Origin of the sequence: Psychromonas sp. B3M02 (assembly GCF_003318165.1) — a bacterium.
GTDB lineage: Bacteria > Pseudomonadota > Gammaproteobacteria > Enterobacterales > Psychromonadaceae > Psychromonas.
In genome coordinates this window covers 1-14,743 of the sequence record NZ_QOCB01000083.1, presented here as the reverse complement: position 1 = coordinate 14,743, position 14,743 = coordinate 1, and the positions used below count along the sequence as shown (strand labels likewise).

At 40.5% G+C, this 14,743-nt stretch carries 6 protein-coding genes; all 6 read right to left on the bottom strand.

All coding sequences use genetic code 11. The features are described from left to right. Positions 1 to 59 precede the first annotated feature (59 nt). A complete protein-coding gene (locus tag DS885_RS09415) occupies positions 60 to 515 on the bottom strand; it encodes a GNAT family N-acetyltransferase (RefSeq protein WP_113819186.1) in 456 nt (151 codons plus the stop codon). Between the two features lie 12 nt (positions 516 to 527). Then, positions 528 to 959 (bottom strand): VF530 family protein, encoded by a 432-nt coding sequence (locus DS885_RS09410; protein ID WP_113819185.1) that lies wholly within the window; start codon positions 957 to 959, stop codon positions 528 to 530. An 8-nt stretch (positions 960 to 967) separates the two neighbouring features. Further along, a complete protein-coding gene (locus DS885_RS09405; RefSeq protein ID WP_113819184.1) occupies positions 968 to 2,605 on the bottom strand; it encodes a PfaD family polyunsaturated fatty acid/polyketide biosynthesis protein in 1,638 nt (545 codons plus the stop codon). A gap of 10 nt (positions 2,606 to 2,615) precedes the next feature. Beyond that, complete coding sequence (locus tag DS885_RS09400; protein ID WP_113819183.1) at positions 2,616 to 8,435, bottom strand: hotdog fold thioesterase; 5,820 nt, start codon at positions 8,433 to 8,435, stop codon at positions 2,616 to 2,618. Between the two features lie 9 nt (positions 8,436 to 8,444). After that, positions 8,445 to 10,916 carry a PfaB family protein gene (locus DS885_RS09395; protein ID WP_113819182.1) on the bottom strand — a complete coding sequence of 824 codons (2,472 nt, stop codon included), beginning with the start codon at positions 10,914 to 10,916 and terminating at the stop codon, positions 8,445 to 8,447. Positions 10,917 to 10,918: 2 nt separating this feature from the next. After that, positions 10,919 to 14,743, bottom strand: a 3,825-nt coding sequence (locus DS885_RS09390; RefSeq protein ID WP_113819181.1) for an SDR family NAD(P)-dependent oxidoreductase, incomplete at its 5' end; no start/stop codon positions are given.

Below are 14,743 nucleotides of genomic sequence, written 5' to 3'. Positions count from 1 at the left end.
TTAATACAATTGGTATTACAGGCAATTATATTAGTTAAATTGTTATTGGTTAAGGTGTATTAAGTAAAAATTAATCGCATCGTAATATGCTCTATGCCATCTTCATCATAAGGAGCTGATATAACTACAAACCCCAGTGACTGATAAAAAGCTTTTAGATGACTTTGCGCTGAAATAGTGATGGCCGGCGCTTGCATCTCATGCTCAACAAAGTTGATTGCTTTTATCATTAACTGCTTAGCAAAACCTTTGTTTCTCGCCTGCTTATTGACAACCACACGCCCTATTGCAACATCATCATAAACAACCCCAGCGGGCAGTACGCGACAATAGGCTAACAAACTATCATCCTCTTCATCAATTAATGAGACATGTGCTGATTGCTGGTCTAGTTCATCTAAATCCGGGTATAAACAGGTTTGCTCCAATACAAATACATCCTGTCTTAATTTTAAAATTTGGTATAAACGGTGTGCGCTTAATTCTGAAAACAATTGAAACTGCCAGTCTTGCATTATTTTTCCTAACTATTTTTTATTAATGCCCCAAGGGTCACTTGGGTCGTAAGCAGGCTCGCTGGTCACCACCGCTTTTTTCTCATAAACACGGTGCTTACAGGCAATATCAACGCGGTCAATCAAGGCATCGGTAACCACGGCAGGCTCACCACTGACGGCATCCTCTGGTAAATTATGATCACGAGGTTGTTTAGCTAAGATTTTAGGCTCAGGATATGGATAAGCCTTAAATTCATAAAGATAAAACATCTCTACTTTCTCTCTCGCCCATTGATTGTTACGTAAAAACTTGCAAGTCGATTTCATCCCCGTATGGAAATTAAATCGATCAATACATAAGGCTTCGCTTAATCCCGGCCATGTATAGTGCTCGGACAACTCAGTAAGTAACACTTCTAGCTTTAAACCAAAGAGTGGATTGTTCTGTTTTTTTGCGCTCATTTTATGCCTTATGTTAGCAATGAAGTATTAGGTTGATAATTTAGTAAACTACTATGGATGTTAATGCCTTGCAATTTCAGTTGATTAATACGAGCAAGGTACACTGCACCAGTGAGTAAGTGTAAGGCAACATCAACTGCTTTACGCTCTTGATAATCGGCTAAATAGGTCTGTTTAACCCAGCTATTAAATGCGCCTAAGCTTGGTCCAGCCCAAATCTGATAATCCATCTCTCGACCCACTTCGCCTATGTTAGACCAACGTGATGAAAGCCCGAGATACCAACGGAAAATTAATGCCATTTTACGTTTGGGATCATTTTTCGCTCTGGCTAACATTGCAGGATCGCGTTCATGAAAAAACGCAATGGTGGTTTGCCAAACTTGATCCAAGTTCTGACGGAAGATCTGCTTTTCTATTTTTTCACGCTCAACACTTGGGATCGCTTCAATACTTGGATACTGGCTATACAGCTCATATAACTTGTTGGCTCGCATCGCAAACATAGATCCACGTTTTACCACTTGTAGCTTAACACCCATTTCAAACATATCTGCAGCGGGCGCCATAGTCACATCAGCCATTTCAATATTAGATAATAGTTTACGTGTATGTTCAGAAGCACCAGCCTCAACACAAGCTTGATTTACAGACCCTAAGACAATATAAGCAGCGCCCATATTAAATGCAGCAATGGCTGATTCAGGCGTACCGATCCCACCACCAGCTCCTACACGCAATGGAACCTTATAATTAAACTTAGCTTGTAATTGGTCGCGTTGTTTAATGATGGTTGGTAATAGTGTTAAAAATGGGCGGTTATCTGTATGCCCACCAGAATCTGCTTCAGCGGTTATATCATCGGCCATCGGTACTGTTAAAGCCAATTCAGCTTGCAGAGGCGTGATCTTACCGGCTGCCAGTAACTTATCTAAAAACTTCTGTGGCGGTGGTGACATAAAGCGCTCAGCCACTTCCGTACGCGAAACCTTTGCAATCACTTTATTGCTAATGTTCACCGTACCATCGGGGTTTTGTGATAAACCTGCAACACGATAATGAACAATATGCTGAGTTAACGCTAAGAAAGCCGACGCCTCTACTGTTTTGACTCCTAACTTTAAAAAGCGCTCTACCGCGCCAGATTCTAATGCTTCTTCACTGGGTGCATGGATCAAATTTACGGCAAAAGGACCATTAGGTAATGCTTTTTGAATACGTTTAATAGACTCTTCAATAACATCAGGGACTAAACCTGCTGCACCGAATGAGCACAACATGCCCGCTTTACCCAATGCAATAACTAACTCGACAGAAGCAATACCATTGGCCATTGCTCCACCATGGTAAGCATACTTAACACCGTGTGCTTGCTTAAATTGTTCACTGCCTAATTGTTGAGGCGTTAAAGCTTGTGCAAAGCCGATCACCGTCTTAGCGTTTGTTTGTTGATTAGCATTACTTAGTTGATGGCAAACACCCACTCCTTGCTCTGTTTGTGCAAGGTACAGTGGTTTATCCACCGCTAATAATGCGGCTTTAATAGTTTCTTGTTTATTTTGTAAGCTATTTTCTGCCACTGCCCAGTTCCAATCAATGGTGTTGGCATTAGCTTCTAATAATGGGGTTTTAGTTGCTTGTGTCATAACTGTCTCTTTACGCCTCTATAATACTCAACACGATATCTTCAACTTGATAAATACGTAATCCATCTTTGGATAAGTTAGCATCACCTATAATGCGCACTTCCGACTCATTCTTAATAATCTCTTTAATATGAATATCTAAACTCATTTGTTTATTTAGCGGGGTTATTTGCCCACGGTATTTCCAAGCGACTTTTGTTTCAGGCGCAATAAAACGAGGGTTAGTAAACTGCTGCCCTAAATCATTTTTTAATGCATAACATTGTAATAATTCAATAATCGCTTCTACACCTAATGAGCCAGGCATCACCGGATCTTGGTGGAAATGGTAACGGAAGAACCAATCACTGGCGTCTATGGTACGTTGTCCATAAACATAAGCCAGTTGATGATCGCCTCCACCTTCTACTATGGTCACTTGATCAACAAAGTTAAGTTGACCACCTGCTAAACGATAAGCTGGTTTAGCGGGATCCACAGCAAATAAATTCAACGCTTTATTGGTTAAATCTAACTGAGTTAACTGCGTCGCCGGTGTGTTATGTGTAACAAACCAAGGCGCTGTGATTTGCCCGTTATCAATACCCAATTGATTAGTTAATGAATCGGCACTGAAGTAACCAAATACCGCGCCACCACGATAGATACATTGCCCTGCTACGCTTAATTCAAAACTAAAACTTTGAATAATCGCACCACCAGCCATACTGGTTGATAATAATACCGATTTATTAACAATGGTTTTACCACGTAAATCGATGCTGTTAACTATCTCGCCATGGCCATCTAAATTACGGAAATACAGATCTTTTTCTGGATATTTTAAGGTTGTCCCCATGTAAGCAGAGATGAAGCCATTAGGTTGTAATGCAATTTCCATTAATAACGAGTATGGCATCCAGTTTTTAGCACTGTTTTTAGTGAAGTACCAAGCATCTTCCGGTACGACGTATTCTGCGACACAACTTGATGGTGTTTTAAAATCCATACGTTGCCCTTGCACTTCCGTCACCTGCGTCACTACCTGCAGGTCTCCACAAGGTGTACGAGGTGGAGTACGGCCTTGGTAGACAGAAAAATCAGGTCCAAAACACTGACTAATATCACCCGTCGCAAATTCAAATAGGTGCCAAGGGGTAAAAGGTGTGGTATCGGGTATACGATTCTGTTGTTCAACAAATGGGGCAGGAAAGTGCTTGATTGGAACAACACCTTTATTTGTCGGTGCACTCAAATCAGACTCAACACGCATTAATGGACGTTTAATATGAGCAAAAGGATTAATCCCTCGCTCATCTAACAACCCAACATCACTGTGTGATACCACGCAATTACCTGCATTTGCTTTAAGTTGTTGTACAGACTCAGGTAAGGTCACAGGGAATGGGCTATTTTGGTCTTGCTCTTTAATCTCTACACATAGGTTTTTGAAATCAACCACTACTTTGCCATCTAAGATAATATCAATATTAGCTTTAATAAATGGACGTGGTGACATACCTATTGCGGTCACTTCCATACGATAAGTTAAGGTATTATGTTGTGGACGAACTTGACCACGACAACGCACGGTTTGTGCTTCACCAGGCATAGGTTGGAAACGCGCATTATTGACTTCACTATTCATGCCTAACCACAGCATAAAGAACATCGCCATTTGCCCACAACCTTCAGACATTAAAGATCCGGCCATCACTTGATCATCTTTAAAATGACATGGGAAGTACCAATGATCTGGTGCTAAGGTTTTTTGACCTTCTAATAACCCCAGTCCCCAATGCCCACCTTGGGGATCTATTTTAGTCACCCGTTCAATCATCAAGAATTTTTCAGAGGAAAACTTCAATGAAGGGTTTCTACCCTGTTGATCATAATTTTGACCAAAACAGCCTGCAATATCACCATCAACCAGTTTTAACATATCTTGGTAATTATATTGTGTTTGTTGGTTATTAATTAAGGGCGTAAAACAGCTCTTTTGTGCTTTATCTAATTGCGCTTGATCATTGGCAGTGCTAATGACCCCTTTACCATCTGCTAACTCTTCATCGGTAAAGAAACCAGCACAGCCATTACGCATAATGAGTACTTTTTTGTCGCCAACATAACAATCGTAATGAAAGAAAAATAACAACTGCTCGCCATTTTTAGCATAGGAATCAATATGGATCTCATAACGTAATGTTTCGCCGCCAAAGGCCATCTCTTCTAGGAAGGTTAACTCACAATCCAACAGACGATAAACTCGCTCGCCTTTGTTTTGAAAGTCGATACCAATATAAGAGATAAGCATTAAATCACATTGCCCTGACTCTACAGACACAGACCAAGGTATTTGCCCATCAATCAAAAAAGGCGCATCCATTGGAATGTCATACTCTGTAGTCATTGATGACTTTTTATATTGATGAGTGCTTGCCTGCAAATCAGTCACACGGCTCACTAGTAAGTAATCGGTAGTAGGTAAACGCACACGTCTTGAGTAGCTATCAATGACGCGGTATTGCTCCCCAAATACATTACCAATCTCCCCTTCTGCAAACTCTACCAATTGTGCAGTATCGAAGATCAACTGTTCCGGTTGATTGTATTGCTCAGTTAATTGTAAAGGTGAATAGTGATAACCACTTTGCCCTTTAATCTCAATTAACCCCGGCTGCTGTGGTGTTGGCTGCATTTGTGACTGTTTATTAGCATTTGTATTTAAGGTATTTAATTGCAGATCTTTATTTGCAACGGATTCATCCAAGCTCACTTCCTGAGTATTGCCTAAGGCCAACTCAGATTGTAACTTGATCAAGGTCGCTATCTGTTTTTCAGCCATAAAACGCTGGCGTAAAAAGGCTTGATGCGTTTGATGTTGCTGGGTAATTTGCTCACTTACCTGAGTGTAAGTTACTTGCTCAGCTTGCTGCGTCATGTGTTTTTTATTCATTGCCGCTTCTTGTCTATTATCTGTTACAGGGCTGTGATTTACTGCGCTATGTTGCGCAATCTCTGATCTATTTAATGGCTCACTCACAGGTGTTCTTGTATCTGTAAAATGCTTATTAAAGCTTTGTTGAACAGTCTCTAACTTCGCATCCTCTTTTAGTTCGTGGATTGCGTTAAAGATGGATTTTCCACCCAAAGTCACGGTTTTGATTAAGCTAAGTTTAGTGGTTGCCTGTGGTAATGCAGCGATCGCTTTCTGTGAATGCACATTGGATAAAATGAGATGTGCCACACTCATATCCTGACCTAAACCATGGACAGCAACATATTGATTCGCTTGCTTACTTGTCGGTTGAATCTGTGTATTGTGCAGAGCAATAACACTAGATAATAAGCTCGCCATACCAGACGCGTTATAACAATGACCAACATACTGTTTAGAAGAGACCAATTTAGCGTCTGGGTAAACCTGTTGCAAACTCGCTTGCTCAACGCTTAATTGTTGTTTACTGCCCACCGCAAAGCTCTCAACCTGACTAATATCATGCGCATTCAGGTTGGCAGATTGTAATGTTGATGAGATCAGTTTTATTTGGTGAACAAGTTCAGTTTGGTTAGCAAACAAGCAAGCTTCTATATTGCCGTAAACCTGCTCAGATTTAACTTTATTATCTGCCTTAACCACAAATGCACCTGCACCTTCACCCACTAACCACTGTATTTGTTGGTCTGGTGTTGCTGCAACTTGCGCCTGCTCTGAGACAGGTAAAAACTGTTGGCGTAGGCTAATATTTTCAAAGCTACCGGCTAAATCGACACTGGCGATGATCACACCTTCAAGGTCTGAGCTTTTTAATAAATTATCTGCTATATCAATACATTTATAAACTGAGTTTTCTTCACTTGAAACCGTAAAAGCAGGCCCACTAAAGTCCCATAAAGCGGAGATACGTGACGCCATAATATTACCGATAAAACTGGTATATTGGTTTAGCTGTGCTGGGTCATTAATACTTTGTTTACTGATATCAATTAATTGAGCCTGTTGTTGTTCACTTAACTCAATACCCATTTCCACTAGGCTGTTTTCAATTTGCGTAGCTAAATTCACACGGCCACGATATTGATGAAGATCCAACTCTAAGCCCATGGCAACAAGTACCGCGACTTTACCGCCCGCTTTTAAGCCTGCGTCCCTTGCTGCATTATCAGCCACTTTCATCATTAACAGCTGTTGCGCAATTAAACTATCTTGTTCATTGGGTGGGATTTTGAATCGTAAAAAATCGATATCAAATTCGCTGATATAGTTACCTTTAGGCGCACAGTTCAAACCAAGGTTATTAAGCACCGAAGTTTGTTGCTCAATACCTTGCCAGCGATGTGTTGGTAAGGCACTGAAACAGTGTTGTTTATTATTAATGGCCTGTTGATAAGCTAACATGCTATCAAGTTTCCCAAAATGACAATCCATGCCAACAATGGCCAGTTTTCTTACTTGATTAATTGCCTGGGTGTTTTCAACATATTCACTGTTTCCAGGTTGTAATACTAGATGGGCATTACTTCCACCAAAGCCAAACACACTCACACCCGCTGTTCTTTGTTGCTCCGACTCTGGCCAATTAATCGTTTCCGTTGGAATTTGTGCCGCTGAGAAATAACCTTGTTGGGTGCTGATCGCGTTATCAACATTAATGGTCGCAGGTATTTGACCATTATTTAACGCATAAATCGCTTTTGTCATACCTGGCATGCCAGCAGCTGTTAGCAGATGACCTAAGTTAGATTTAGCCGATCCTAATAATGGCTTATGTTGATATTCGCTGAAAAACTGCTCCATGGAGCTTAATTCAACCTTGTCACCTTTAGGTGTGCCCGTTGCATGACATTCAATATAATCAACCTGTTTAGGATCAACCTGTGCATTATGATAAGCCTCTTGATAGGCAAGCACTTGACCTTTGCTATTGGGACTTAATACAAACTCACCTTTACCATCGTTAGTCAGTGCACCACCTTTAATTACAGCATGGATCTTGTCGCCGTCACGTATAGCATCACTATGTCGCTTAAGCACCATCATACCAGCACCTTGTGCAGCAAATAACCCCTGAGAGTCTTTATCAAATGGAGCGTGTCGGTTGTTTTCTGGGAAGGCTTGGAAAATAGAAAAGCCCATATTCACAAATAATGAATCCGCTGCAGAAACAGCACCTGCTAACATCATATCTGCTTTACCTGAATGCAAATGGTCACAAGCAAGTTTAACGCTATAACAAGATGATGCACAGGCTGCATCCAATGCGAAGTATTGACCACCTAAGCCATTCACTTGCGCTAATAACGCAGCAGGATATCCTGCGACTAAGGCATTGTGAGGGTTAACTTTTTGTTGCTCAGCAAAGGCACTCAACGCAAAATTAGGATGAATCGTATGCTGTAAAGCAAGTTCAACAACCTGACGATAAGACTCCATAAACAGATGGTTTGATTGTTTAGTTGGAAACGATAGGTTCCCTAAAATCAAACCACATTGCTTTAATTGCTCAGCTTGCCAATAGCCTGCATCTTGTAAGGCACGTTTAGTGACGTATAAAGACCAGTGATGCAAATCATCTAGCTGCAATAAATCATTAGAGTTAAAATCGCTTTGCTCTACGTTCAAGTATTCCTGTGCATTAAACTCAAAGTCACGAATATACCCACCGTATAAGCAGTAATATTTGTCATTCTCACCTTTTTTACCTAGGTATTGGTCAGGATTAACCCCTAACTCATGCTCAGTAATGGCAGTGCGATTATCTTGTTTTTCTAATAATTGTTGCCAAAACTCTTCTGGCGCACTTGAGCCTGGAAATAGATTTGCTATACCAACAATGGCAATGTTTTCCATAAATACTCTCTATGATACTAATACGGTTTCAGCAATTTTATTAACAGGACGCACTAAGGTTCCTTTAAAAAATGGCTGTAAATTCACGGGATAACCTAGGCTGACTAATGTCGCTACGCTTTTGAGGATCGCAGTATAATCATCCGAATTTTTCTGATTAACTGACAAACAGGTTACGCTACGCTGATTATTCTTTAAAATACGTTCAATCCAAGTGCTTAATGATTTTCCTGCACCCATTTCAATAAAAACACGTTCCCCTGTGGCATACATATTCTTAATTAAACGAGGAAAATCAACAAACTCTGTGAGGCATTTACTGATACTCACAGCAATCGCTTTTTCAGTGATTGGCACAGGTAAGTAACAAGAGCTAGAAAATAACTGACACGCTAACTTTTGTTGTACCGGCAAGGAATACATCAATTGCATTCGCTGATATTCACTACGAGATAACTCACAATGGATGATGTTAGGGACATTCAAAGCAATAGCTCTAACACCTAGCGCTTGAGCTAGGGCAAGGCATTGGCTAGGGTCGCCAGCAATCACTAAACTATCAGCGGTATTTTGAATAGTGATAAAAACACGCGGAAAATGTGTAATAACCGATTTAACCTGCATCAACCCAGCTTTAATATGGTAGGACTCCCAGTTGTGTTGCTTGCCTTCATTAGCTTCACCCCATTCACTGTTCAAACGTTTTAACGGCCCGGCTAATTGCTCTGTAAATACCGGGCTATTACGTAATCGCTCACTTAATAAGTGTGGATTTTTCCAGCACCCTAGTGCTGCAAACATACTCACTTCCCCCATGCTATACCCTGCGGCACTAGTGGTATTTAATGCCAAACTACATTGAAATAGATGCGTTAATAAATAAGCATAACTGACGCCAGCTTCAGCAATATTTGCTAGGCTTGCTCTTAAGTTGTGTTGAGCTTGAAGTTCGACTTCACGACTAGTAGTAATATGTCTTGGAGTGATCAATTTATCCTGCAAACTATGGGCTAAATCAGGACTCATCTCACTCATCGCTTGATGTGAGTGAGGAAAAAGACGGAGTAGATCCTTGCCCATGTTTACATATAAAGCCCCAACTCCTGGATAAACAAAACTCAGTGGTTGTTTATCGGTTCTTGTATTAACTAACTGCGCACTGCAATAACTGCCAAGTGGAGTTTTCCATGCTTGTTGATTGTTAATCGCTTTTTCTAAGCCAACACAAGCTAGGTTAATTTGCTCAGTTAATTGCTGAAGTGAACTGGCTAATAACACCACACAATAGAATCCGTTTTGAGCGTTGCTTTCTGTTAAATAACTTGCACTTAGATGTTGTTCAAGCAGCGATTTAAAGCTCAGCCTTGATGATTCACAGTCTTGCTTTAAATGTGCTAAGTGCTCTATCAGTTGATCCACAGAAGCACTTTTAATGATAAAAGGTTTAAGCGGTTGTTGTGCTAAAAAGCCATTACCGTAGCTTGCTGCGACAGGCAGGTGCTTTTTTTCCTGTGTATTAACATTTGAAACAACGAATAGTTGATGTGCCTTTTTATCTACGAGACTAAGCAATAGATGTCTAGTTTGCTTTGATTGCTGTGGTAAATAACTGGTTGAGTCAGCTAATAGATAATAAGGTGAATTATTCCACTCTTGCTCTTGTTGCTTATTAACTAACGACTGACCGGAATAACCTAAACGATATTGTTGGTCCATACAAAGCACAGCCGAAATCAAACTTAATAGCGCCATAAACTGGGTATCTTCAGTGTGATAACAATCAAGACTGGTTAACAAGGTAGGCTTTTCTAATTGGCTAAGTTCGGGTTTATCTGTCGTCTCATTAAAACCTATATAAAGCAGTGCATGTTGATCAACTGATAGGCTGGAATCTAACTGATTCAAGATGATCGACTCAAACATCTCATTACTGATCGCATTGTCATCGCGAAAATGAGCAAGGTGTTTTTGTATTAAGTCAGTTTGTTCAGGCACTGGAGATGCGTTTTGCACACTACTTTGTGCATTAATATACGCATAACAATGACAAAGACTTAATTGCGATGCAAGATCTTGCCTAAGTTTATCCGGCGCAACTAAGATAGCGGCGTAGCTATTTAAATCACTAGCGTCAATGCTGATAATTAAACTTGCGTTAGATGATTGCTGAGAGCAGACATCAAACGCATCACTTAGTGTTTCACATTGAGTATTCTCAGCGAATTTTTCAGTTAAATGCCCTAGATCCAGTATTTGAAGATCGCAACACTGTATTAAATTAACTTGCGCTCGAGTTAGATGGTTATGTGTAAGTAATTTATCACATAACCTCTCTAACTCATGAATCGCAGTGTTTGCATGCTGGACAACAGCAGTTGTTAGCTTTTGACCTTGGTATAGATGGTAGTCAAAAGCATCAATATCAATCTGTTGATTGTTATTGCCTGTAATACTTACCTCTAACCCTAATACCGCTAACATGCTTAAGCGCTAGCCTTAAACAGTTCAGTTAAGCTTGGGCTACAGGTCACTTCTGCTGAAGTTATTTTACTGATCACTTTGTTATCTTTATCAATCAAGAGTAAATCACCAAATACACTTTGGCCTTGTTGCTTGGTGACTGTTAGTTGAATAAAGAAGTGCTCATCGAGTTGTACTTCTCGGTACACATCCCAACTCTCTGTACTGGTTGGCAAACTGCCTGTACCTAACTGTTTATTCGTCCAGACTAATAAAGCCTGATAAACCAGATCATTAGCAGCGACATTGGTTTCAGTTAAGTCAAATTCAGCATGGTCACGATTAGCTGACTTTTCGATGGCACACTCTAATAACAACCCAGTTTCATCGAGTTGATGAATATGTTGAATACCCTGTAAACTTTGACCATGGAACAAGCTACCATCAGCATATAACTCAGCCGCTTGTTTTGATTGTTTATTCATCAATGCTGGTAATACCAATGGGCATTCAGCTAATGGTAAGCCATTCTCTAATGGTTTAATCAAGGTCACTACACCTTGATAATGATAAACAGGTTTACCTTGAGCATTAGTACTGCTTACTAATACTTCTACGTTTAACTCGTTAGCTGACTGCTCAACCAATTTAGTATCTAATATAAATTGTTCAGCATGTGCGCCATTAAACACCACACCTTTAAATAATTTAAACTTTTTCACCCCTTGGTATTGATAATCAGGGTATTGCTGTTCACAGGCTGATTTTAACCAAGCCATGGCACAAACCGTTGGTAAAACACCTTGTCCATCTATTTGATGGTCAGAGATTAAAAGGTTTTCTTGATGATTAAATACTTTAATAACTTGGCCTTCAAGCTGCAGAGGTTTATTTTCAGCCTCTGTACCCGCCATATCAGTACCAATCACAATCTGTACACAACGATTGTCTGCAGCCGCTAATTCACTCGCTAATAACTTAGCACCAGACTCAAGGGGAATAATGTACACACCACGTTGGTCAAACATACGTTTTAATTCAGCGGTAACCATACCGCCATCCCAAGGCCCCCAGTTAAAACTTAATACCTGAGTATTAGGATAAAGCGCCTTAAAGCGGTATGCCGTCTTATTTAGGATCTCATTGGCAATCGCGTAATCTGATTGTGCAGGGTTACCATAGAAACCCGCCGCCGATGAAAACATAGCTAGGTGTGCTAATTTTTCCATTTCACAACATGAAAGTAATGCCGCTAATCCATCGATTTTAGTGCTATAAACCTGTTCAAACTCACTTAATGTTTTATCTTCAATGAATCTATCGGCCAATACACCTGCGCCATGTATAACGCCGGTAATATCTCCCCATAACGCAGTGATTGGAGAAACGGCAGCTTGTAACGCTTGTTGATCACATACATCGGCAGCAACGTACTCAGCGATTCCACCAGCCTGTGTAATAGCTTGTAAGGTTTGCTTAATCTCTCGATTAGCCAATACCGCGTTAATTAACTGCTTCACTGATTTTGGATTAGGTTTTTGTCCACTGTTTATCAAATGCTGCATGGCAGCTTTTTTAAGTTCAACATCGGAGTCAATAGCTAAAGACCAAGACGCTTCATCAGCTTGGTATTGTGAACGACCTAACAGGATAAATTTTGATTGGTACTGCTTTGCTAGTTCGATAACACAATGTGCTGTCACCCCTTTTGCACCGCCACTGACTAAAAAAACAGAGTCTTGATTAATGGACTGACCAAGCGTTAATTGATAGCTATCGGTTTTTTCTGCCACTAACGTTAAACGGCCATCATTGTTGTAACCAATTTCTGTCGGTGAAGTTGCTTTATCATTAAGCTCTGCCACAACAATCTTCGCCACTTTAGCTGTAGTGTATTTACTTGGTAAATCTACAATTCGACAAAAAACCTGACGCCACTCTTGTGCTAATGTTTTTACTAAGCCAGACAGTCCACCCTGTACTAAGTCAGCTTTAGCTTCAAGGTTATTTGTCGCAAAATCACCACCTTGGCGTGTTATCACCAAAAATGATGAACGGGCTTCATTATTGAATTGATTTAATTTACATAACTTCGCTAATAAGAACGCCAGTTGTAAACCTTGTTTAGCTGACTGCTCAAACTTAATACCAGGAGCATTAGTTTTAGGATGTAAATAGATAACAGATTGCCACTCTTGTGCCGTTAAAATTTCCACCAGCAAGGTTTCATCAAGCGCAGGTAAATCTACAAGTTGTACTTGTTGAGCAAACTGTTTGGTTAATTTAACTTTTACCCAATGCGGAGTGAGTACCGTTACTTGCCAACCAAGTTGGGTTAATTCATTAGCGGTTAACACACAACTGTCTAAACCATCATTAACTAATAATAATTGTTTACTGCCAGTCGTTAGGTTGTGCACACTTGAATCAATACATTCAAGTGTAGCAAGCTTTTTTATCGCCACCGTTGCACTAGGAGCAGGCTCAAAGCTTGCTGTTAATGGCGCGTAGGATTCATTTGTCAAGGGTTTAACATTAGCCTCTTGTGAGGTTTCAGCTTGCACTGAATGCATATAATTAACAATTTCAGCTAAGGTAGACATTTGTGCTAATTGTTCAGCATCTAAATCTGGTAAGGCTGAGATTTGGTCTTGCACTCCACCTAAGATCTCAACACGTTTAATAGAATCTATACCAAGATCAGCTTCCATATTCATGCTTAGCTCTAACATTTCCGTAGGGTAACCGGTTTTATCAGCCACTACTGCTAGCATAGTTCGTTCGATACTTTCTAAATCAATAGCTTGCGTTGTTGGTTTCGCTGTATTTTCGTCAACAGTGCTGCCCCCCACCACAGAATGCATATAGTTCACAATCTCTTCTAAGGTGCGCATTTGTGACAATTGCTCTGCATCTAACTCGGGTAAGTCAGTGATTTGATCTTGTACTGCTCCCAGAATTTCAACACGTTTGATAGAATCAATACCTAAATCTGCTTCCATATCCATACTTAACTCCAACATCTCTGTTGGATAACCCGTTTTGTCTGCCACCACGGCTAACATGGTTTGTTCAATATCTTTTGAGCTAACGCGATCAGTTGTTGTGATTACTGGGTTTGACGTGACTATTGTTTCTTGAGCAGGTGCAGCGTCTCCCATTACCGAGTTCATATAAGTCACGATCTCTTCCAGGGTGCGCATTTGTGCTAATTGCTCTGCATCTAACTCGGGTAAGTCAGTGATTTGATCTTGTACTGCCCCCAGAATTTCAACACGTTTGATAGAATCGATACCTAAGTCAGCTTCCATATCCATGCTTAACTCAAGCATCTCTGTTGGATAACCGGTTTTATCAGCTACGACGGCTAACATGGTTTGCTCAATATCTTTTGAGCTAACACTATCAGTTGTTGTGATTGCTGGGTTTGACGTGACTATTGTTTGTTGAGCAGGTGCAACGTCCCCCATTACAGAGTTCATATAAGTTACGATCTCTTCCAGGGTGCGCATTTGTGCTAATTGTTCGGCATCTAACTCAGGTAAGTCAGTGATTTTATCTTGTACTGCCCCCAGAATCTCAACACGTTTGATAGAATCGATACCTAAGTCCGCTTCCATATCCATGCTTAATTCCAACATCTCTGTTGGATAACCAGTTTTATCAGCCACCACGGCTAACATGGTTTGCTCAATATCTTTTGAGCTAACCCGATCAGTTGTTGTGATTACTGGGTTTGAAGTGATTATTGACTCTTGAGCAGATGAAGCGTCTCCCATTACCGAGTTCATATAAGTCACGATCTCTTCAAGAGTGCGCATTTGCGCTAATTGCTCAGCGTCTAATTC

Coding starts and splice junctions, on each gene's coding strand:
- DS885_RS09415 (WP_113819186.1), bottom strand. CDS start 515: ATGCAAGACTGGCAGTTTCAATTGTTTTCAGAATTAAGCGCACACCGT.
- DS885_RS09410 (WP_113819185.1), bottom strand. CDS start 959: ATGAGCGCAAAAAAACAGAACAATCCACTCTTTGGTTTAAAGCTAGAA.
- DS885_RS09405 (WP_113819184.1), bottom strand. CDS start 2,605: ATGACACAAGCAACTAAAACCCCATTATTAGAAGCTAATGCCAACACC.
- DS885_RS09400 (WP_113819183.1), bottom strand. CDS start 8,435: ATGGAAAACATTGCCATTGTTGGTATAGCAAATCTATTTCCAGGCTCA.
- DS885_RS09395 (WP_113819182.1), bottom strand. CDS start 10,916: ATGTTAGCGGTATTAGGGTTAGAGGTAAGTATTACAGGCAATAACAAT.